The sequence below is a fragment of the uncultured Marinobacter sp. genome (genome assembly GCF_913055835.1).
Taxonomy (GTDB): domain Bacteria; phylum Pseudomonadota; class Gammaproteobacteria; order Pseudomonadales; family Oleiphilaceae; genus Marinobacter.
Window position 1 is genome coordinate 1 of sequence record NZ_CAJXKQ010000032.1, and the last position, 22,298, is coordinate 22,298.

Consider the following 22,298-nt stretch of genomic DNA (forward strand, 5'->3'; position numbering starts at 1 on the left):
CTTCACGGGTTGGCCAGGGATGGCCAAGCCAGGACCCTCACTGCGACGCAGGAGCAGTAAGCAGTGAGGGGCGGAGCGGAGCGTACAAGGATGTATTCACAGCGTGTTTTGGAAAGCCGAACCACAGGGTGCGCGGTCGGCGAGAACTCAATAAAGGGAACAAGAATGGGACGGATGCAGATGGAACTGCACACCGGCATTGACCTGGCGGTAGCCCTGATCCAGCAGGACAACCTGCCGGACCTGCTGAAAACCGCCACAAGGCAGCTGGAAAACGCCTTCGGCCTGACCCGCTGCTGGGCACTCGAACTCGACCTCAGTGGCCGAACCCTGCACTGCAGCGACTTGGGCGAGGGGGGCGAATTCGACTGCGGCGACTTCAGCCACCCCTTTGCCCACGTGCTGCAGACCGGCAAAGCCCGGGAACTCACCCGTGCCGCCAGCTACCGCCTGGACCATGCCGGCTTCCAGGCCCTGTTCGAGGCCAGCGACCGGCCGCGCTCCCTGTGGCTCGAGCCTCTCACCGGTAATGATGGCCGAACCCTCGGCATGCTCGTACTCTGCCGGGACGAACCCGACTGGGACGGCATTACCGGCCAGCCTCTGTATTGTGGCCTGAAGCAACTGCTGGTTCATCAATGGATTACCCAGTTACAGAGCCGCGACCAGGTCTGGCAGCGCCGCCTGCTCAAGCGGTCACTGGATCATCTGCACGACGCCGAAAGCGTTCGCAACCGCTGCGAACAACTGGCCCGAACCCTGGTGGGCAACTCCCGGGCCATGACCAGTCTCCGGGCCCAGATCGTCCGGGCAGCCGGCAGCCAGCTCTCCGTTTTGGTGCAGGGGGAAACCGGCTGTGGCAAGGATGTCGTCGCGCGCGGTATCCATGAACTGTCCGACCGGGCCGAAGGCCCAATGGTGGTGGTCAACTGCGCTGCCATTCCCGATACCCTTCTGGAAAGCGAACTGTTCGGGCATGCCCGAGGCGCGTTTTCCGGTGCCGACCAGGACAAGCAGGGGCTTCTGGCGCAGGCCAACGGCGGCACCCTGTTCCTGGACGAAATCGGTGACATGCCCATGGCCCTGCAGTCCAAGCTGCTCCGGGTTCTGGAGAGCCGTCAGTTTCGCCCACTGGGGGCCCGCGAGGAACAGCATTCGGATTTTCGCCTGGTAGCGGCCACCCACCAGCCGCTGCAGGCCGGTATCGAAGACGGCAGCTTCCGGCGGGACCTGTTTTACCGCCTGAGCCAGTTTCCGCTGCGGGTGACGCCCTTGCGGGAGCGTCCCGACGACCTCGAAGCTCTCTGCCGTCACTTTATCCGGCTGTATACCGAACGAGAGGGTAGCGGACCCATGGGCATTTCCAGCCACGCCCTGCACCTGCTGGCTGGATACGACTTCCCGGGCAATGTCCGCGAGCTGCGCAACATCATTGAACTGGCCTGCCTGCAGACCCCGGGCGGCGACGATATCCAGCCGGAGGTTCTGAGGATTAATGACCTGTTCGAAGAGTCCGAGGGCTGGACCAGCACACCCTGGGATGCAAGAGAGAGACATCCGGTTGATCTGCCCGCTGTGGAAGAGATCCGGGATCTTAAAGCCGCGGCACAGGCCTTTGAGGCGGCAATTATTCGTGAGCGTTTGCGCCAGTATGGTGGCAACCGGGCCCAGGCGGCGGAAAGCCTCGGTCTGCCAAAGCGGACCCTTGCCCATAAGTGTCTGAAGTATCAGGTGGCAGAGTCATGAGTCACCGCAACCTGCGAATAACCGGTCGAGTTGTCGGGGCATGGGCTCTGGCTTTTCTGGTCTCCCATGCCTGCGCTGGCCAGCTTGAAGATGCCCGGGCCTGTACCAGTGAGCCCCAGCGACTTGAACGGTTGGCCTGCTTTGACGAGGTCTTTGGCACTCCCCTGGCGGCAGCCGTCGCGGAATTCAACGCTCCGGATGCCCGCCGATCCGCGCGATGGCGGCAGGCTTACGCCAGCCTTGATGGCAAAAATGCCGGTGCTGGCGTGCTTTACCGGGATACCGGAAAAGCCGCTGGCCAGTTGGTGACGGTTCCGGCTTTGGGGGTTCAACCTCCCAGACCTTTGCTGGCCCTTCAGTGCCACAACAACATCACCGAACTCACTCTGATGCTGCCCGAGGCAATGGACGAGGAGCGGGTTCAACTGGGGTTCGGCCGGGAACAGACCGTCTGGCGGGTGCGGGACAACGGTTTCGTGCTCAGTGGGGGTCGGGGACTGCCAGCCATTCGTACCGTGAAAGCCATGATCGACGGAACAGAGGCCCGCATTGACTCGCCTAACAGCCGCATTGATGGCCTTCTGTTTGATCTCTCGGAATACCGCCGGGCAATCGAACCGCTTCGCGAGACTTGTGGCTGGTAAATGCCGGGTGAATACAGTGATTCAGGACAGCAACATGCAGATCATTGAGGAACATCCCTACGTTGAACAGGTTGTCTCACCATTGCCCGGCGATTCCGGTGTCGGCGAGGCACTCGGAGACGATGCAACGCTCGAGTTTCTGGAAAACGAGATCATGAAGGTGGGCTCGCTGGCCCACACCGATATCGATTGGAGCAAGGTGGAAAGCGATGCCCTGACGATTCTCTCGGATCGCAGCAAAGACCTGAAAGTGCTCGGTTTTTTGCTGATCGCTCTGCAACGCGGCGGCGACGGAGAAAGGTTCGCCCTGTCCCTGTACCTGCTGCACCGGGTACTCGACGAGTGGTGGGAGCAGGCCTGGCCATATCCCGGGGACAAGGGCAAGCGGGCCCGCAAGATGATGTTTACCCAGATGCTCCAGCGCGCCGGCAAAGGCGTAGACGCCCTGGCGTTCGATGGCAGTGTTGGCGACGGTCGGGCGTTCTGCCTGGAACTGCTGTCCAGACTGATGGACCAGGCGGCTGACCGGGAATTGCCAGAAGAGTCACTGCAGGATCTCAAACGGGCGGTTGGAAAGCTGCCCATGGTCAATGATGCCACGGTAGCGCCCGAGTCCCGACCGTTGGCAGGGCAGCAGGTCAGCGAGGCTTCGGATACTGAAAGGCCTGAGCAGAAATCCGCACCGGCGAAACCTTCCCTGGGGGCAGTCACCCTGGACCCGGGCGATGAGCGAGCAACCCGACAGAGTCTTCTGAAAGTTGCGGACATGCTCACCGAAACCGGGCCGGACCAGCCTCTGGGGTACCAGATTCGCCGCTACGCCATCTGGCAGAACATCACCACGGTACCGCCGACGCGGGACGGAAAGCGCACCGATCTTGCCGCCGTCAGCGCCGATCGTGTCGCCGATTATCGGGAAGCCCTGGAAAAATCCGCGGACCTGGCATTGTGGCAGAAGATTGAGCAGAGCCTGTCGGTCAGTCCATTCTGGCTGGATGGCCATTGGCTAAGTGCCCGGGTAGCAACGGCCCTGGGCCACCACGCCTGCGCAGAGGCAATCCGCGTGTCTGCAAAGGAGTTTGTTGAGCGCCTTGCCCAGTTGCCGGAGCTCACCTTCAACGACGGCACCCCGTTCCTCACCCGGGACGCTGAAGAGTGGCTCTGGTCCGCGCCGGCTACCGGTGGTTCCGCCGGCAACGCCAACGCCTGGGAGCAGGCATACGATCAGGCCCGGGACCTGATTGCACAAAAGGGACTGGCTGCCGCGATGCAACTCCTGGAAGACGGACTGGCGGAAGCAAGGGAGCCCAGAGACCGCTTTTATTGGCGTCTTGCCAGCGCCCGATTAATGAAAGACGCGGGCCTGAAATCACTGGCCACGCAGCAGATTCAGGATCTGCAAACGCAGGTTCGCGGGCTGGCTCTCGAGGACTGGGAGCCCGCCCTGATCAGGCAGCTTGAAAAGCTGGGCTGATCCCCGGAACACACCAAGGAATCACAGCAGGAATGGACACCATGTGGAGAAAAGCTTTACTCATCGGTCGCTGGCTTCTGCCATACCTTAAAAACGCAGCCCCGGTCACCCTGACACTGGGCGTTATTGCCTTGCTGGTGGCCACCTGGTGGCTGGGGCCGCGCTGGGAGCTGAATGGTGAGTTTCCATTGGCGGCCTGGCAGATGCGGGCCCTGGTGACCCTGGGTATTGTCCTTGTGGTCGCGATGGTGTGGGGCATGGTGCTGGCGCGCCGCCTGCGCAAGGTGAATGGCCAGCAGGCCGAAGTGCAAAAGGAACAGGAAGATCCGATTCTGCCCATGGAGCGCAAGCAGCAGCGCCTGCTGGATCGTCAGCTGGCGGCCCTGAAAAGCAACCTCCCCGGCCGCAAAGGCATTTACCGGTTGCCCTGGTATCTGGTGATGGGCCTGGAGGATGCTGGCAAGACCAGCCTGATTCAACGCTCCGGGCAGACCTACACGCTCACCAACGTAACTCGCAACGATCGGGTGGATCGCAATGCCTTCGGTTTCGACTGGTGGATCGGCGATGAGGGTGTACTTATCGATCCGGATGGTGAACTGTTGAGCCAGAGTCAGGGTGAGGGAGCCGGTGCGGAGATCCAGCAACGTCTTTGGAATCATTTTATTGCCTGGCTTGAGCGAAATCGCCCGCAACGCCCCCTCAATGGTGTGGTGCTGGCCATTGACCTAGCCGGTCTCAGCGTGGCAGACCCCGGCCAGAGGCGGGACTGTGCCATCCTGTTGCGGACGCGCCTGCGGGAGCTGATGGAGCAGATTGGCTCCCGCCTGCCTGTTTATGTCACCTTCACCAAGATGGACCTGCTCTACGGTTTTGGCCCGCTCGTGCGGACCCTGAGCAAGCAGGAGAAGGAACAGGCCCTTGGCTTTACCTTCAGCCTCGAAGGCCAGATGGATAACGACGATTGGCTGCACCAGTTCGCGGACCGGTACACCGCCATGGTTGAGCGGCTTACCGGTCGCTTGCCGGATGTTCTGGCCAATACCCGGGACGCCGAGGAGCGGGCAGCGGCCTATTCTTTTACTCGCCAGCTTGCCGGCCTGAAGCCCGTTCTGGAGCATTTCCTGACCGACCTGCTGTCTGCGGATGTGTTCTCGACACCGGCGATGGTGCGTGGCACCTACTTCACCTCGGTGTTGCAGGAGGGCGTGCCGGAAGATGCCTTTGTCTCAGCAGCTGCCGCCAACTACCAGATTGCGGGGCCCATTCAGCCTGCTCAACGGGTTGGGCAGTCCGCTGACCTGTTTACCCGGGCGCTGTTCCCACAGATCATCTATCCGGAGGCCGGCCTTGCTGGTGATAACCGACGGGTGATTCAGTCCCGGCAACGCCGGCTGGCTGTGGCTGCCGTGGTTGCTGTTTGTGCCGGTGCGGGTATGACCGCCGGATGGCAGCATTTCTTTATCAAGAATGCAGAGGCTGCTGCCGCCGTGGAATCCCGTGTTCAGGGCTTTATTGATAATTGGCAGCCCGTAGGTTTTGAACCGGACAACACCGGCCGGAATCTGCTCGGTCCGCTGGATGAGCTTCGTGAGGCTACTCTGGCTTTTGGCGACCATCGCCGGGACTGGCCGTTGCTTAGTGATATGGGTCTATACCGCGGCGATGAGGTGGGTCCTAAAGTGGAGGAATCCTATCTGGACATGCTGGCATACCAGTATTTGCCAGCCCTGATGTTCGGCGTGATGGCTGAGATGGGCCGGGCGCCGGACAACAGCACTGAGCGCCTGGAACATCTGCGGGTGTTGCGCATGCTGTATGACGCCAGCGGTCGTCGGGACGATATTGTGACCCGCTACATGCAGAACTACTGGCAGCAGGCGTTTCCCGGCCAGAGTGGCCTGCAGGAGCGGCTCACGGGTCATCTGGACTATGCCATGGCACATACCGATCTGGCGCGCCTCACCCAAGAGGGAGATGCGGTTGCCGATATGACCCTGGCCCCGTTCCGCAGCAGTGTCCAATGGGCGCAGCATGAGCTTGGACGGGTTGCCACGCCAGACCGGGTCTATCGGGATTTGGAAATAGAAGCAGAACAGGAGTTCCGGGCACCGTTGGAACTGGCCCGGGCATCCGGGCCGGCATTCAGCACGGTGTTTGCCCGGGTAGATGGCTATGGTGAGCCGGCCGCATCTGACGTAGCAGGGGTTGAAGACCCATTGACCATCCCCGCGTTGCTGACTCGCGAGGGACTGGAAAACTGGTTCCTGCGTACATCCGGCTCGGTTACGGAGCTGGCCCTGGTGGACGCCTGGGTGCTGGGCCGCAGGGACAACGTCGATTTCAGCAAGGCGGATGAAGCCAGGCTGCTGGCCAGTTTGGAGACCCTCTATGCCGAGCACTATGCCGAGGCCTGGCGTACTGCCTTGAGCCGCATCGATATTCAGCGGTTTGAGGACTTGAACCACGGCGTACGTATTCTGGAGAGCCTGACCAGCGGTCACGAGCCCCTGGCAAGCCTGCTCGGGCAGGTTCGCCATAACACGCGTCTTGTGCCTTCCGCCGAAGGGGAGAGTGCCGCAGCCCGGGAGCTTCTAGAGCAGTCACCCCATTTCCGTATGCTGCAGGATATTGAACGCCAGTTTGCGGAGCTCAACCAGTTGACCCGGAAAAATGACGATCAGCCAACCGGGCTTGAACAGATCATGCTGGTAGTCGGAGAGCTTCACGAGTACATGCGCAACATCCAGGAAGCACCAGACAAGGGCAAGGCAGCGCTTGCTGCTGCCCGGGCCCGTATGGGCCTGCAGGGTGCCGATCCGATCTTTACCCTGCAGCGCATGGCCGATAATCAGCCTGAGCCTCTAAACCGGCTGCTGACCCGGTTGGCCACGGAAAGCTGGCGAGTAGTTCTGGACCAGGCAGTGGCGCAGCTGGAGCGTGAGTGGTACCGCGAGGTGTACCAACCCTTCCAGCAGAATCTGGCCCGCCATTATCCGTTTAATCCGGACTCCGGGCGGGATGTTGCACTGCAGGACTTTGAACGGTTCTTTGCCCCGGGCGGCGTATTGGACGCCTTCTATCAGGACAACCTGAAACTGTTCCTCGAGGATCACCCGGAACAGGTGGGCGATGCCCGACGTGCCGGCCTGGTGCGTGGTGCGGTCCTGACTTCCCTCGAGAATGCCGACCGAATCCGCAGGGCCTACTTTACCCGGGGTGGTTCCCTGGATGTGGAGTTCGCGCTGGAACCGCTCAATCTCTCAGCCAACAAGCGTCGTAGTGTGGTGAATGTCGACGGACAGCTGGTGGAATTCAGCCATGGCCCGCGCCAGAGTATTCCGCTGGTCTGGCCCAATACCCTGAGGGACTCGGTTGAGAGCCGTATTACTCTGGTGCCGGTCCAGGTGAATCGTTCGCCACGCAGCCTCTCGGAAAGCGGCCCCTGGGCGCTGTTCCGACTGCTCGATAGCGCCGACATTACCGGTGTGAGCAGCAGCGCGGTGGATGTGCGGTTCCGGGTCGACGACGGGGAGATGCGTTATCGCCTCCATGCGGCCAGCAATACCAACCCGTTCACACAGCAACTACTGGCGGGGTACCGCATACCCCGTAGCTTGTATTAAACTCTCGCATTAAATCAGGACCGCCCTGATGAGAGCAGGACGTTTTCATCAGGGCTGGGCCTTCGCACAGGATGGTGCGAAAGCCTGGACTTTTTTCTTCTTCAGGGACCGAAGACATGCCCCAGGCACGCGGACTGCAATTCACCGCCACCATTGGCGAATTCCCCTCTGATCACTTTTCCGTTGTTGGCTTTGCCCTGACAGAACGGCTGTCCGAGCTGTTCCAGGGACGTGTTGACCTGGCCAGTACTGATCCGTCTGTTGGCGCCTCGAATGTGCTGGAGCAACCGGTGGACCTGGTGGTCTGGCAGGATGGTGTACCACTGCGTCGTTTTACCGGTGTGGTCAGCGAATTCGCCCGTGGAGATTCCGGCCAAAGGCGTACCCGCTACGAGCTGGTTTTCCGGCCACCGCCGTGGCGCCTGGCGCTGATGCACAACAGCCGTATTTTCCAGAACAGGGGCACGGATGAGATTGTGCGTACCCTGCTGGAAGAGCGAGGGATTGTCGATACCGTCTTCGACCTTGAACGCCGGCCCGAGGAGCGGGAATACTGCGTCCAGCACCGGGAAAGCGATCTGGCCTTTGTCGAGCGTCTGGCTGCCGAGGAGGGCTGGCACTACCGCTACCAGCATGGAAGCCTCGATGGTCAGGCGCCACCGGCCCTGATTTTTGCCGATCATCATCGCGATTCGCCACGGCTTGAGGCCGTCCCATACAACGGCAAAGCAGGGGGTAGTACCCGAACGCCCTGTGTGTTCCGGTTTGCGTACCGGGAGCGGGTGCGTCCCGCTTCGGTCGCCATGAAGGATTACACCTTCAAAAACCCGGCTTACGCCCTGATGCATGAAAAGACTGGCGATCAGCTCCTCCACCGGGAGGATTACCAGCACTACGACTACCCCGGCCGATTCAAACAGGACGCCAGTGGTCAGCCGTTCACTGAAACCAGGCTTGCGGCACTGCGCAGCGACGCCAGCACAGCCTTTGGCGAGAGCAATCGCCCGGATTTCGCACCTGGTGCCCGGGTGGCGTTGACTGACCACGACAATGAAACCCTGAACCGAGACTGGCTGCTTACGGCGCTCACACACACCGGCTCTCAACCCCAGGCCCTGGAAGAAGAGGGTGGCAGCGAACCGACACGCTATGGCAACCATTTTACTGCCATCCCGGCAGACCGGAGCTGGCGACCCCTGTGTGAGCACAAACCCCTGATGGACGGGCCGCAGATGGCTGTAGTTACCGGCCCGGAAGGTGAGGAAATTCATTGCGACCAATACGGCCGCGTGAAAGTGCGATTTCCCTGGGATCGATATGCGGCAAATGATGAACACAGCAGTGCCTGGCTTCGGGTCAGCCAGGGTTGGGCCGGCGGCCAGTATGGTTTCACCGCACTGCCGAGGATTGGCCATGAAGTGATCATATCCTTCCTGGACGGCGACCCGGACCAGCCCATCGTCACTGGCCGGACCTGGCACGCCACCAACACGCCGCCGTACGCGCTGCCGGAGCATAAAACCCGCACCACCCTGAAAACCAAAACCCACAAGGGCGAAGGCAGCAACGAGCTGCGGTTTGAAGACGAAGCCGGCGAAGAACAGATCTACGTTCACGCCCAGAAAGACCTGGCCCTGCTCACGGAAAACAACCGCACTGAAGTCATCAGGAACGATAGCCACCTGACCGTGGCAAACGATCAAAGGGCCCACATCAAAGGCAATGGTCACGCCACGGTGAACGGTGAAAAACGGGAAAAAACCGGCAAAGACCGTAGTTTCATCGTTACTGGTACCTTGCACCTGAAAGCCGGAACCGCCTGGCTTACCGACTCTGGTACCGAACTGCACATCAAGGCCGGGCAGAAAGCCGTTATCGAAGCGGGTGCAGAAATCACCCTCAAGGCCGGTGGCAGCTTTGTGAAGATCGACCCCAGCGGTGTGGTTATGGGCGGCGCGGCGATCAAGCTGAATGCTGGAGGGGCTCCGGGCAAGGGTAGTGGGCAGAAGGTGCAGGTGCCGGAGATGCCGGGGTTGGTGGAGAAGAATGGGGGGGCTGTGGCGCCGATGGCCCTGCCGGAGACACCCCAAAGACCGATGGCCAAGCCCGACCAGATACGCGCCATCAAGAATGCCGCGAATCAGGGTAAGGGGATTTGCCAGGTCTGCTCACCAGAATCACAAGGTGCGATCTGATGGGGCATCTGGCTGGACTTCCCGGTAAGGGGAAGACGTTCATTCTTATCGATGGCGCCAAAGTAAATAATCTGCCCCAAGTTATTTATCGTGAGATCGAAACACCTCATTGTGATGCGCTCTACAGGCAAACGGAGCTTGCCGACCTATTGGAAATTTCACCGTGGCTGGTTGAAACGGGAATAGATAGCTCCCTGGCACTTAAATGCTTCGACGATTGGAAACATCAGGGTGTCGCCATCGTATTGCGGGCTGACTGCCACTTCGAAGAGGTCATGCACCACTTGCGTGGATTGCTTATGGCGAGGTTGGCCACGGGAGATGAGGTTGTTTTCCGGTTTTATGATCCTGAAATCGCGCGGCACCTGTTGAAGCTGGATTCATCAGGTGAAAGTGTGAGGCGATTGATGGGGCCTTGTAGCCTGTTCGCCATTCAGGATCGCCGCACTGGTGGGTGGGACTATTTTCATAATGATCAGCCCAGTAGTGAGCGGCAGGCTGAGAGGTTAAGCATTCGTGAGGAACACCAGGTTGCCATGGAAAGAGCGGCGGAACGGACGGCCCTCAGGAAACTCGAACTTCACGTTGCAAAGTACTTTCCCCATTTGCTTCAGAAAACGGATACAGATGGGAAGGATTGGGGGATGGTCACTGCTTTAGTCGATGCGGCGAAAGCGCGGGGACTCTGTAGTACCCGAGATATTGCGCTGTTTATCAATACGATTGGCTGGCTTGGACACCAGGCATTCGACGACAGTGAAGTACAGCTTCTGTGGAAAGAGAATTCCGCAGCGCCAGGCAAAGCCATAGCGCGAATTGCAGAATTCGCCGAGAAAAAGTCAACGGAGGGACTGGTTCATGGGTAGCGCTAACAGCTCAGCGTTTTTGCAGGGTGCTGATGACATAGACTCAGCGGCACAGATGTGCCCGCTCCAGTTCAAAACCGTTGCGTTGTATCCGGTACGCTGGGCGATCAGTCAGGAAGAGGTTGCTTTACCCTCCAACTTCCGTCCACCTTCCGTGGCGCTTGGAACTACTCATTACTGTGTTCGAAAACTGACACCTGGTTGGGTCTACATGTTCTCCGAAGTTTTCGGAGCGCTGCATGAATACCGGGTCAATGAGCAGGGCCTGATAACCGAAGTACAGCCCGGTGTGAACTCGGTACTGCTTCCAGGTGCCGACGCACAAAGGGCTTTGCCCGCCATACACCACCCTGCAGAAGGCAAGGTGCTTCTGAAATTCGTGCAGCATCGGTGGACTGTGCGTTTGCAGGAACTAGTACGAACGGACGCACAAGTTCGTGAAGAGCACATGCAGTCGTTCGACCTGAGCGGGCTTCCGGAAAATCGTGAAGACATAAATATCAGTGAAACCGAAGCCATAAACGAAGTGGTTGAAGATTTTCGGCCAGAGCCAGTGGATTTCGAGTGGAGCTTGACGGATTTTGCACAAGGAATCAGTGAGTCGGATTTGCAGGGTCAGTGTAGAAAAGAAACTGAATTATCTTACTGCGTCGCCCTTGCCGATGAAATAGGTATCGCCTCTGAGCTGGGCCAACTCCATGCCCTTCATGTAAACCTGATTACGAATTACGCGGAGGAGAACGCCTACGCCTACACCACCTCCCAGATGGTGGATGCGCTCATCGCCCGTGAGGCCAGCAAGAAGGAAGCGGAAGACGACCGGCAAGCAGTGACCGAGGAACTGAAAGAACGAATTCGTTCAGGGGAAAAAGACGCGTTCGTTGAAAGCTACCACACACAGATTGAAGAGTATGACCAGGCCCGTGCACTGGTGTTCGATGACTGGAAGCGGTGGATCGACTCCGACCAGTTGGCCGGGAAGCTGGAGTTCAACGACTGTTATTGCGCGGAAGGGTTCGAGGCGGTTGAGCAGGAACTGGCGGATATACTGGACGGATATGTCGGTGCGGAAAAGGGCAAGGAAGACGCCGAGCGGTGGTTGGAAGCAGACGAAGGCGAAGCCGGCACTGTCGGTAACATGCTCAACACCGTGTTGTTCCTGGCATCTGCCACCAACGGTATTGCCCAGAAACTGAAAGACCTCCCCGGTTTTGATTATGGTCGCCTGAAGATTGTGAACAATATCTTCGACATGCCAGCGTATGTGCGCGTGAGCACCGCCACCGACGTCTTGATGCTGGAATTTGCCGCCCCCGCCGCAAAGATGGGAACCTGGGCGAAAGACCCTCAAACCTGGCCGCAGTGGAAAAAGTGGACCAAGGCCGTCCAGAAGCGCTATGGCATAGATGTTCATCGGCAGGGAATAACTCTGAATACCGCGACGGACCTGCTCACGGCGGTCCACCGCAACTCACTGGAAGCCGCTGGCCATAACCTGTCTGAGCTGACAATGACGCCGCTGGCTGCCGGCATGGCGGATGCCAGGATCAGGAATTACCTGCGAGGCACCATGATCGACGTTTTCCACCTGACTCCGGACTTCAAGGACAATCCCTTTGGCTGGCTTCATACCCGGTTGGACCCGGTGGTTGAAAGCATTAAACAGAACCGGGGCAAGTTCATTGGGGCTGTGACCTTCTTTCAGGCGATCAATTTGGCAAGCCTCTTCTCCGGCCTGGACAAGACCCAGCAGGATGTAATGCTGGGCGATCGATCCGTCATCGACCGGTGGGGGTATTTTGTATCTGGCCTGTGGAGCATCGGCGAAGGTGTGGTTAACCTCAGCGGGTTGCTGGTCAAGGAGGAGTACGCGAAAGCTCTCGGGGCAAATCTGTCGGCAGCTGGGGCGAGGGTGTCGGTGGCTCTACGTATCTTAAAGGATGTGAAGATTTTGTCTGTTGCTGCAAAGAGCTTCGTGACAATCACCACAAAGACCCTTCCCTACGTGGGTGTTTTACTGTCGATAGGTCTGGAAGGAAGGCGGGGCCTCAAGGCCTTGGACACAGGCCATCACGCTATGGTGGCCCTGTCCGGGGGCCAGATAGGGCTGAGCATCGGTATCACCTACCTGGCTACTCTGGCGGTGGCGGGTGCGGTTACAACCGGGGTAGGCGTGGCCGTTGTGCTCGTGGTAGGCGCGGTTCTGATTGCCATCTCCTTCGTTATCAGCATGGTACAGCTATACATCGCCCGGTCCCGGATCGAGGATTTCCTTTCTATGTCATTCTGGGGCAATGCGCCCACGTTGCGTTACTGGGATGAGCAGTCTAGGCCATCGAGCGCGGAACTGCTGGAGGAAAGCCGAACCGTTATTTCTCAGGATGAAGGCGTCGATGTCAGGCGTTATTTTGAAGCGGAATTGGATGCGTTTTATTACATGCTGTTTTCTCCCATTGTTCGGATAACCGAGCATATCGGTCGACATTGGGATATAAACCGGGGTGAGCATCAGGTCATGTCGGAAATGACCTCATTTGTGGTGTATTTGCCGGGTTACAGTGATGGGAGCTGCACGTATTCCATCAGGCTGTTTGAGGTGGACACCAACTGGTTTGAGAAAGATGAACCGAAGGATATCTCAGACTTGTTTCATAGGAGGAAGCAGTTAGACGCTTCTACTGGGGGTGTTTTATTTCGGTTTGACCACTACAACCACAACAAGTGTGATCAGCTTGAAATGCTGATTGAGTACGAGAAGGATGGCCGGAAAGTCACGGGTGAAAACGGGCTTCGTATCATCCTGGACGGTAACGATGTGGAGGAATTGGGTGTCGATGAAAGACTCGCCTATGAAGTGTGATTTTCCGGAGACGGGCCTGGAGCAACAGTTGGAAAAGAAGCTGTACCGTACTCATGGTGCGCGGCTTGCCAGCCCGCCGGCCAGGAAGGTGTCGGGAGTGTCCGATTCCTCGGAAGATATGGATCAGGGCGTTGCTTACATTAGTGAACGGTTCATAGACATTAGAACGGCCTTCTTGTCTCTTCGAAGGGCCATGCCAGTCATCGTAAGTATGTTCATGATAATTGTCCTGGCGTTGGGTTGGGTTGTTAGCTTGTTCTACCCAAAGGCATTGCTTGGAGTATTGATCGCTTTTGGTCCTGTATGGGTAGCCGTCTACCTGTTCGAGATCTTCTTTCCGTACACGCTGCCGGTCCGGATCGACCGTAAGGAGGGGGGCGTCTACGTAGGGCACCGCGGTACCTTCTACCGGATTCCCTGGGACGAGCTGGAAGTGACCTTTTCCTACAACTGGCAGTATCTGGGCTCTGGTGTAGTGTGGGAGCGGCAGTACTACGCCCACCTGTTCATGCGGGAGAAGCATTACTTTTGCGGGAAACCCCCTAAGATGCCCCTGCAGCGCAAGAAGATCTATTCTGGGTTTAAAGAAGAGAATATGTATCGGAAATGGAATTTTATTGTCAGGTATTACAACGAGGGAGTTATTGAAGAGGATAAGGAGAATCTCTACGGAGCAAATTATGACTCATATAATCAGCACGTGGCTGGCCAAATGGGTCGTCGTATTTTTGGGAATGTATTATTTTTCTTCTTTATGCCGACCATAATATGGTCGAAGTATACACCCTTAAAGTACAAATGGCCGAAGGAAATTGAAGCCATTTTCGGTAAAGCCAACTACTACTAGCCTTTGAAAAGGAATTCGCAGTGTCTGTAAAAATAGCCCTAACGCTCCTCTGCCTTATCCCCCTCTCCGCAAACGCCGGCGTCTACAAATGGGTCGACGCCAACGGCCAGACCCATTTTGGAGACCGTCCACCGGCCAAGACGGCATCAAGTGAAGTTACGGTAAAGGCCGCTCCGGCCAGCGTGGATGCAGGTGCCCGGGAACGGCATCAGAAGATGACCGAGTTTCTGGAGCAGCAGCAGGAAGAGCGTGAGACGCGGCAGGCTGCCAATGCCAAAGCCGAGGAAAAGGCGGAGAAGCAAGCCGAGCTGTGCAGACAGCTTCGGGCGCGCCTCAAGTTTCTTGCCAGCGTTTCGACCTTTTACAACATCAACGATCAGGGCGAGCGGGTCTATGTGAATGAGGCCGAAAATACTCGTATTCGTGAGGATTTCCGGGAAAAGGTGAGGAACACCTGCGGAAACGACTAATCCGCTGTTGATGACCAGGGGCGGAAGGGAAGTCTGGCCTCTGTAGGAAAAAGCAACTGAGAGCAAAGGAATTGCCATGCCGTTTCGATTGTTCAGTGCCGTGCTGTCGGTGCTGATTTCCCTTCTGTTTTCCCCCGCGGCGGTAGCGAAACCGCCCGAGCTGTCACTTGCCAACGTGTATCAAAAGGGCATGCCGCTGGATGGGTACTGGGTCAGTGAAAAGCTCGACGGGGTGCGCGCATTCTGGACTGGCGAGCGGTTTCTGTCCCGTGGCGGTCATGAATACCGCGCGCCTGATTGGTTCACCGAAGGGTTTCCAGCGCATCCTCTCGACGGTGAGCTCTGGATGGGGCGCGGCCGTTTTGCGGAATTGTCAGGGGCGGTGCGTCAGGTAGTGCCCGATGACGACGCTTGGCAGCGGATTCGGTTCATGGTGTTTGATTTTCCCGACAAGGAGGCAAACTTCGATCAACGCCTGGCACGGCTCAGGGTATTAATCGAAGAGGTTGAATCACCCTACATGGCGCTTGTCGATCAGCAACGGGCGAGCACCCATGAGAAACTGATGCAGCGTTTGGATAAGGTGGTCGGCGGCGGGGCAGAGGGTTTGATGTTGAGGCTGGGGTCCAGTCATTACCGAAGTGGGCGCTCCGATGATCTGCTGAAAGTAAAACAGTATCAGGATGCCGAAGCGGTGGTGGTTCATCACGTGCCGGGCAAGGGCAAATACGAGGGGTTGATGGGGTCACTGCTGGTGCAGTTGGAAGATGGCAGGCAATTCCGGATTGGTTCAGGATTCAGCGATTCCGAGCGAGCGTCTCCTCCCAGACCGGGAACCACGATCACATTCAAACACTATGGCCTCACCGCCACCGGCCTGCCTCGCTTTGCCAGTTTTCTCCGTATCCGGAACGATGAGCCTGTGCGTTAATTGGGTGTGAAGGCACACTGACGCTTGACGGGGATCAAGACCGACCAGCGCAGCGAGTCATACACTGGGATGAGTCAACTACATCTCATCCCCCACAGTCATGGAGACTGCGCGAATGTCCCTGGAAAAACACGATCTTATTCACGAACTGCCTGAATCCAAAGAAGCCATTCATCTTCTCAAGACCAACAGCACGCACTTTGCCAAGCTGTTTGATGAATATCATGAAGTGGACCATGAGGTGCATCGCATCGAAACCGGCGCTGAGAACACGTCTGATGAGTACCTGGAAACCCTGAAGAAGAAACGGCTGAATCTGAAAGACCAGTTGTTTTCCATGATTCGCGAGTATGAGGCTTCCGCGGCGAGCTGAAGGCAAGCTGCCAGAAAATCCTGCATCGGCCGTCAATTGGCCGTAATCCTCCTTGGGGAGACTGTTGATACGGTATCATCCGTTTCACAAGGAGGAGATTATGACGTTACGGATCCTTTCGGGGCTGGCGCTGTGCATGGCGCTCTCCCCGGCGCAAGCAGCTACTGTTGAAGACAACACCACGCCTTCAATGGTTTCGGCTACTGGGCCGTCGGAGTCCACTGTCCATTTGGGGCCGCGACCTTTCTGGCTGGTTGATGCCATGGATGAGGGGCCGCTCAAAAAGCGCCTTCAAGCCTGTAATACCGACACTGTCGAAAAAACGGACTTCTCTATCGGCCACCGGGGCGCACCCCTGCAGTTTCCCGAACACACCCGTGAATCCTACATCGCGGCAGCTCGCATGGGCGCGGGTATTCTGGAATGTGATGTCGCCTTTACCAGTGATCGGGAACTGGTTTGCCGACATGCCCAGGACGACCTTCATACCACCACTAATATTGTTGCCGTTCCAGCGCTGAATGCCAAGTGTACCCAACCTTTTGTGCCCGCCGATCCTGCCACGGGCACGCCGGCACAGGCCGAGTGTCGCACCAGCGATATTACCCTGGCCGAGTTCAAGTCCCTGACGGGGAAGATGGATGCCTACAACCCCATGGCAACCACGCCGGAGGAATACCTGGCTGGCACCGCAGACTGGCGAACCGATCTCTACGCCAGCCGGGGCACCTTGATGACTCATCGGGAGAGCATCGAGTTGTTCAAGGCTATGGGTGCGAAGTTCACTCCGGAATTGAAAACACCGGTGGTGGATATGCCCTTCGAGGGTAATTACAGCCAGCAGGATTATGCCCGTCAGATGATCCAGGATTACATTGATGCCGGTGTGCAGCCCGAAGACGTCTGGCCCCAGTCCTTCAATTTGAAGGACGTCCTGTTCTGGGTAGATGAGATGCCGGAATTTGGCCAGCAGGCGGTGTTACTGGATCAGTCTGAGTCGACGCAGGAAAACACCTCACTGGCTCACTTGCAAAGGCTTAAGGCTCAAGGCGTGAATATTCTGGCGCCGGCGCTCTGGAAGCTCCTGACTCTGGACAGCGAGGGACAGATCGTTCCGTCCCCGTACGCAGGGAATGCGCGTGAAGCCGGCCTGGACCTGATTGCCTGGACCGTTGAGCGCAGCGGCACGCTGAAAGATGGCGGCGGCTGGTACTATCAGACAGTGACCGATGCCATTAACAACGATGGTGATGTGCTAACAGTGATTGATGTTCTGGCCCGCGAGGTGGGCGTGATTGGAGTTTTCTCGGACTGGCCGGCTACCACTACGTTCTACGCCAACTGCGTGGGATTGGCAGGAGAACCTTTGAAGGCTAATCGTTGAGTTAACTGCCGGTAACTTGTGCCTGAATTCCATGTGCTACGCTGGGAGTGACTCCGCCAAAATCGATGTCTGGTGGAGGAGTGTTTTTTATGGCAACGCCAAATTAGCAGTAAATTTATTGTTTAAGGAGGCAGAACATGGAAGCCAAATCGACTACTCAGGACGACTACAATCAGGTCAAGCGTGATTTACAGGAGCTGCGCGAGGACCTGGCCAAGCTGACCCGGACCGTTTCGGAAAGCCAGAAAAGCAATATCAGCAGTCTGCGGGATGAAATCCGGCGGGAGAGTCGCGAGGCCCTGCACCGCGCCAAGGATGCCGGGGACAAAGCCTTCCACGATGTTGAACACAAAATCGAGGAGCGACCTTTCCTCAGCATCATCGTAATGTTTCTGGCGGGCATCCTGGTCGGCAAGATGCTTGATCGCTGATCATGCTCGATTCCCCTCAGGTACAGGGTGCGATGCGCAAGGCTGCCGCGGCCGTCATCGGCTTCGTATTGGCGATGGTCTTGCTCACCGCCCTCCTGCTTTTCGGATTTTACCTGCTTGTTCAGGCAGCCGTGCTTGGGCTGTCCCCCTGGCTCGGTGAGGCCGGCGCCATGGCGCTATCGGGTTCCGTTTGCATTCTCTTGCTTGCGCTCGTGTTCTACCGCCTGACGCGTCCGGTTTCCGCCAGCAAGCGTCACCAAGGATTCGAGACGCAATCAGGCTCAGGCATCGATGCCATTCGCAATCTGATCAAAGCTAATCCCCTGGAGGCAGCGTTGATGGCTTTCGCGGTGGGTATCGCAGAGCAGAAGGATCCCAGGCTCAAATCATTGCTGATGGAAGGCGGCATGGTACTGATGAAACGGGCGGAATCCGCAGACCCTGATCAATCCGGTGCCGGTGAGGTTCCTGAACAAGATGACCAACCCCCTTCAGGTCCCGGATCCGGCCACTAGTCTGACTACTGAACGTTCTCCTGTTCGCCAAACCGGTCCGCGAACAATGCCGACGAGAGATACCGCTCTGCAGTATCCGGCAGGACCACCACAATATTCTTACCCTGGTATTCCGGCTGCTTGCCGATCCGAACCGCAGCCACCACTGCGGCGCCGCAGGAGATGCCGCAGAGAATGCCTTCTTCCTGCATCAGTCGATGGGCCATGTCCATGGCGTCTTCATTGGATACCGCTTCCACCCGGTCGACCAGCTCCAGATCCAGGTTCTTGGGCACGAATCCGGCGCCGATGCCCTGAATCTTGTGCGGCGCGGGTTTGGGATCTTCTCCGTTCATCACCTGACTTATCACCGGGGAATCCGTCGGCTCCACGGCGACGGTGGTAATCTGTTTGCCTTTGGTGCCCTTGATGTAACGGGATACGCCGGTCAGTGTGCCTCCGGTTCCCACGCCCGCCACGAAGATGTCGATATCACCGTCGGTGTCGTTCCAGATTTCTGGCCCTGTAGTGTCCTCGTGAATTCGGGGGTTGGCCGGATTCTGGAACTGTTGAGGTAGAAAATGGTTATCCGGATCGCTGGCAAAGATTTCTTCGGCTTTGGCGATGGCACCGGGCATGCCTTTGGCAGGTTCAGTCAGTACCAGTTCTGCACCAAGTGCTTTCAGAACCTTGCGGCGCTCCAGGCTCATGGAAGCCGGCATGGTCAGCACCAGTTTATAGCCCCGGGCTGCTGCAACAAACGCCAGCGCGATACCCGTGTTGCCACTGGTGGGCTCCACAATGGTCATGCCGGGTTTCAGGGTGCCGCGTTTTTCCGCGTCCCAGATCATTGCTGAGCCGATCCGGCATTTGACCGAATAGGCCGGGTTGCGGCCTTCAATCTTGGCCCAGATAGTCGCGCCTTCGTTGACCCGGTTCAGTTTCACTAGCGGGGTATTGCCAATGGAGAGAGAGTTGTCCTCGTAGATGCGTGCCATGGCGTTCTCCTTGTCCTTTTGTTTTCCCGCAGTTTAGCACCACTTTTGTTTAGACCGCTCGTACCTCAAGGCGGTTCCTGCCATTCTGTTTGGCCTGGTACAGGGCCTGATCGGCCTGTCTCAGAAATTCTGCCGGGGAGTCCTCTGGGCCCGGAATCCCGGTTGCCAGACCAATGCTGATGGTCAGCCGGATATCATCATGGCCGCATATGGTGCAGGCACTTGCGACTGCCTCCCGGAATGTCTCCAGGCGGTTGCGAATTTCTTCGCTGTCCTCGTAGCTGGCAAACACTACGAATTCCTCGCCGCCAAACCGCGACAACCGATCGGTTTCCCGGCGGAAGTGTTTGCGCATGGTATCGGCCAGCGCCTGCAGGCAAAGGTCGCCGGCCTCATGGCCGAAGGTGTCGTTGATCTTCTTGAAGTGATCGGCGTCGACCATGGCTACGGCAAAGCCAGAGCCGTGCCGCTGACACCACTGGAAGCTTTTCCGGAACTCCTGGTCGAAGTAGCTGCGGTTGCCCAGTTGGGTCAGGTCATCGGTCACGCTCAGCCGGCCCAGAGTCTCATTGGCAACCGCCAGTTCCTTGTTCAGACGGCCCAGTTTCCGGTTCCAGTAGATCAGCAGGGCTGTCACCAGGGCACCAGCAATCAGAAGCTGCCAGATAAGCGTGTAGTCCACCGTTTGTTTCAACTGGATGTTACGCCAGTGGCTCTCCAGGCTCCGCCGCTCCTCGGTGGTCAGACTGGATACCAGTTTTTGCATGATACCGAGGAGAACTGGTTCATCGTCCCGGATGGCAACGGCCAGAGACCAGTCGGCGGGGATTCTTCCAATCACTTTCAGATCCGCCAAACCAAGCTCCTGCATGTAATAGCTGGCGGTGGCCAGGGTTGTGATGTAGCCGTCCAGCTCGTGATTCTGAAGGCGATGAAGCCCTTCCTGTTCGTTGCTGACTTCTATCAGTTCCATGGACGGGTAGCGGGTTTGCAGAAGTTCGGCAAAGGCATAGCCTTCGACAACACCGACTTTCTGGCCGCGAAGATCTCCAATCCGTTCGATGAATGGCGCTTCGATCCGGCCAAGGACGACGTTGGGAACTTCCAGATAGGGCTCGGTGAAATTCAGGAATTCAGAGCGTTCCGGCGTTTTCATGGCCATCGCCAGCAGATCGCATCTGCGCTCCCGCGCAGCCTGCATGGACTCCTGCCAATTGTCGGTGGGTACCACGTTGAAATGGATTGGCGTGCTCTCGGCGAACAGTCGGAACACTTCTGCAGAAAGCCCTGTGTGCTTGCCGTTGGCATCCCTACCCTCCAGGGGTAGCCAATCGGGGTCAATGCACATGGACACCCGGTTGCCGCGGCTATCCAGCCACGCCAGTTCCGTTTCGGTCAGGTTTGCTTCGCCAGTGCCGGGCTGCCGGGTTCCACCGCTGGCGCCAAGCCAGCGGTCTTCAATTGTGCGAATTTCTTCGGCACTGATAGTGGCGAGGGCCTGATCGAGAATGCCGGCTAAAGGCGCAAGGCCCGGGCGTACGCCGAATCGGAGATCTTCACCTGGCAGACCTTCCAGGATCAGTTCCCCGGCGATCCGGACTCCCGGAATTCCCAGTTCACGAACCCAGAAATTACCGTTGGGCAGTGCCGCAAGAACCACATCCACCTGGCCCCTGGCGAGGGCTTCGAACATGGCATCCTGGGCGGTGAAAATACGGGCGTCGTCCCCCAGCGCTTCCTGCAATGGTTGTTCGTAATAGATGCCGGAGCCCAGCGCCACTCGCATACCCTTCAGGTCCTCGAGGGTGTTGAGTGATAGATCCTGATCCCGGGTGAAAGCCACATTGGGTATGGTGTGGTATGGCTCGGTGAAGCGGGTGAAAGCGGTGCGTTCTGGGCTGAACGACATGTTGGCCAGTATGTCGATCTCGCCGTTACGAAACAGCGGCAGCAGTTCGATCCATTGGCCGCCCACGGGGATTACCTGTAGTCCGGTCAGATCTGACAGCCGGTTCAGAATATCGACTGTCAGGCCCTGGATGCGCGTACCACTCTCAAAGCTGTAGGGGGCATAGTCCCGCATCAGCCCGACGCGGACCGGGCCGGTTTCCGCAATGAACTGGCGCTGTTCGGGGCTGAGAACAAAATTTCCCGAGCCGGTGAGACTGGCACCGCCAAATTCCTGCCAACGCTCCAACAGTTCCCGCTTGCGCTGATCCGGAATCTCCGCAAGGCCCTGACTGATCTGATTGAACAGGGCCTCATTGGCTTTCAGAACGCCGATACGGAAGTCCTCGCGGGCAAGATCACCCAGCGGTGCCTTGCCGGCAATGGCAAGAAAACGAAAGCCCGCCTCGTTGGCGTAATACTGGAGAGTAAGTTGCGGCCCGATAATCACATCCACCCAACCGAAAGCCAGTGCCCGGATCAGGCTGTGCAGCGAGTCGTACGTGTTGAGCGTGATGTCTTTTGCGGTAAGCGCATCGCGGTAATAGATGTCCCGCACAACACCCACTCTCAGGCCTCGGAGGTCTTCAATGCTATCGACATTCCCGACAGGATTCTGGGTGTCATGCATCAGGTAAGTCTGTCGAATGTGGTAAGGCTCGGTAAACAGGATCTGCTCGGCGCGGTCCTGGCGAAACGAGATGCCATCAATGACGTCAAGTTCGCCCCGCATGAAGGCACCGTAGACTTCTGGCCAGCTGCCGGCCCTGAAGTTGAACTGCAGATCAGCCTGTTCGGCGACTTCCCGCAGAATATCGACCGAGAAACCGGAGGCGCCGCGCCCCTCATTAAAGGAATAGGGTTTGTTGTCAGCGACGATGCCGACGGTAACGGTATCCGACGCTTCCCGGGCGCCGGACGAAGTTGGGACGATCAGGTAGACCAGTGCAAAAAGAACAGCAGCGGCCACTCTCTTGAACGGGTATTGGCAGGGGGTGGCTAGGGTGTTCAT

At 57.9% G+C, this 22,298-nt stretch carries 16 protein-coding genes; 14 read left to right on the top strand and 2 right to left on the bottom strand.

The features are described 5' to 3' along the window. The first annotated feature begins 174 nt into the window (after positions 1-174). The 14 genes from QZ534_RS15155 (at position 175) to QZ534_RS15220 (ending at position 18,362) form a co-directional block, all read left to right on the top strand. The gene (locus QZ534_RS15155) at positions 175-1,746 is read left to right on the top strand and encodes a sigma 54-interacting transcriptional regulator (protein ID WP_296935601.1); all 1,572 of its coding nucleotides are present in this window, start codon (positions 175-177) and stop codon (positions 1,744-1,746) included. After that, positions 1,743-2,390: a type VI secretion system-associated protein VasI gene (gene vasI, locus QZ534_RS15160; protein WP_296935532.1), complete on the top strand. Its 648-nt coding sequence runs from the start codon at positions 1,743-1,745 to the stop codon at positions 2,388-2,390. Before QZ534_RS15155 ends, vasI begins: the two co-directional genes overlap by 4 nt. 34 nt (positions 2,391-2,424) lie before the next feature. Then, the gene (tssA, locus tag QZ534_RS15165) at positions 2,425-3,864 is read left to right on the top strand and encodes a type VI secretion system protein TssA (RefSeq protein WP_296935533.1); all 1,440 of its coding nucleotides are present in this window, start codon (positions 2,425-2,427) and stop codon (positions 3,862-3,864) included. A 32-nt stretch (positions 3,865-3,896) separates the two neighbouring features. Continuing rightward, positions 3,897-7,490, top strand: coding sequence for a type VI secretion system membrane subunit TssM (tssM, locus tag QZ534_RS15170; RefSeq protein WP_296935534.1), 3,594 nt, complete (start codon positions 3,897-3,899; stop codon positions 7,488-7,490). A gap of 116 nt (positions 7,491-7,606) precedes the next feature. Next, positions 7,607-9,685 (top strand): type VI secretion system Vgr family protein, encoded by a 2,079-nt coding sequence (tssI, locus tag QZ534_RS15175; protein WP_296935535.1) that lies wholly within the window; start codon positions 7,607-7,609, stop codon positions 9,683-9,685. Next, a complete protein-coding gene (locus QZ534_RS15180; protein ID WP_296935536.1) occupies positions 9,685-10,551 on the top strand; it encodes a DUF4123 domain-containing protein in 867 nt (288 codons plus the stop codon). Before tssI ends, QZ534_RS15180 begins: the two co-directional genes overlap by 1 nt. Beyond that, the gene (locus QZ534_RS15185; RefSeq protein ID WP_296935537.1) at positions 10,544-13,411 is read left to right on the top strand and encodes a toxin VasX; all 2,868 of its coding nucleotides are present in this window, start codon (positions 10,544-10,546) and stop codon (positions 13,409-13,411) included. Before QZ534_RS15180 ends, QZ534_RS15185 begins: the two co-directional genes overlap by 8 nt. Continuing rightward, complete coding sequence (locus QZ534_RS15190) at positions 13,386-14,258, top strand: DUF6708 domain-containing protein (RefSeq protein WP_296935538.1); 873 nt, start codon at positions 13,386-13,388, stop codon at positions 14,256-14,258. Before QZ534_RS15185 ends, QZ534_RS15190 begins: the two co-directional genes overlap by 26 nt. A 20-nt stretch (positions 14,259-14,278) precedes the next feature. After that, positions 14,279-14,728 (top strand): DUF4124 domain-containing protein, encoded by a 450-nt coding sequence (locus tag QZ534_RS15195; protein WP_296935540.1) that lies wholly within the window; start codon positions 14,279-14,281, stop codon positions 14,726-14,728. 76 nt (positions 14,729-14,804) lie between these two features. Next, complete coding sequence (locus QZ534_RS15200) at positions 14,805-15,659, top strand: DNA ligase (RefSeq protein WP_296935542.1); 855 nt, start codon at positions 14,805-14,807, stop codon at positions 15,657-15,659. Positions 15,660-15,774: 115 nt separating this feature from the next. Beyond that, positions 15,775-16,032 carry a YdcH family protein gene (locus QZ534_RS15205; RefSeq protein ID WP_296935544.1) on the top strand — a complete coding sequence of 86 codons (258 nt, stop codon included), beginning with the start codon at positions 15,775-15,777 and terminating at the stop codon, positions 16,030-16,032. Between the two features lie 100 nt (positions 16,033-16,132). Beyond that, positions 16,133-17,416 carry a glycerophosphodiester phosphodiesterase family protein gene (locus QZ534_RS15210; RefSeq protein ID WP_296935546.1) on the top strand — a complete coding sequence of 428 codons (1,284 nt, stop codon included), beginning with the start codon at positions 16,133-16,135 and terminating at the stop codon, positions 17,414-17,416. A 137-nt stretch (positions 17,417-17,553) separates the two neighbouring features. After that, a complete protein-coding gene (locus tag QZ534_RS15215; protein ID WP_296935548.1) occupies positions 17,554-17,847 on the top strand; it encodes a hypothetical protein in 294 nt (97 codons plus the stop codon). A 2-nt stretch (positions 17,848-17,849) separates the two neighbouring features. Further along, positions 17,850-18,362, top strand: coding sequence for a hypothetical protein (locus tag QZ534_RS15220; RefSeq protein ID WP_296935550.1), 513 nt, complete (start codon positions 17,850-17,852; stop codon positions 18,360-18,362). A gap of 5 nt (positions 18,363-18,367) precedes the next feature. On the opposite strand, the gene cysK is transcribed toward QZ534_RS15220, so the two are convergent. Further along, positions 18,368-19,339, bottom strand: a complete 972-nt coding sequence (gene cysK / locus QZ534_RS15225; protein WP_296935552.1) for a cysteine synthase A — start codon at positions 19,337-19,339, stop codon at positions 18,368-18,370. Between the two features lie 49 nt (positions 19,340-19,388). Continuing rightward, on the bottom strand, positions 19,389-22,298 hold the full coding sequence (locus QZ534_RS15230) for a transporter substrate-binding domain-containing protein (RefSeq protein WP_296935553.1): 2,910 nt from the start codon (positions 22,296-22,298) through the stop codon (positions 19,389-19,391).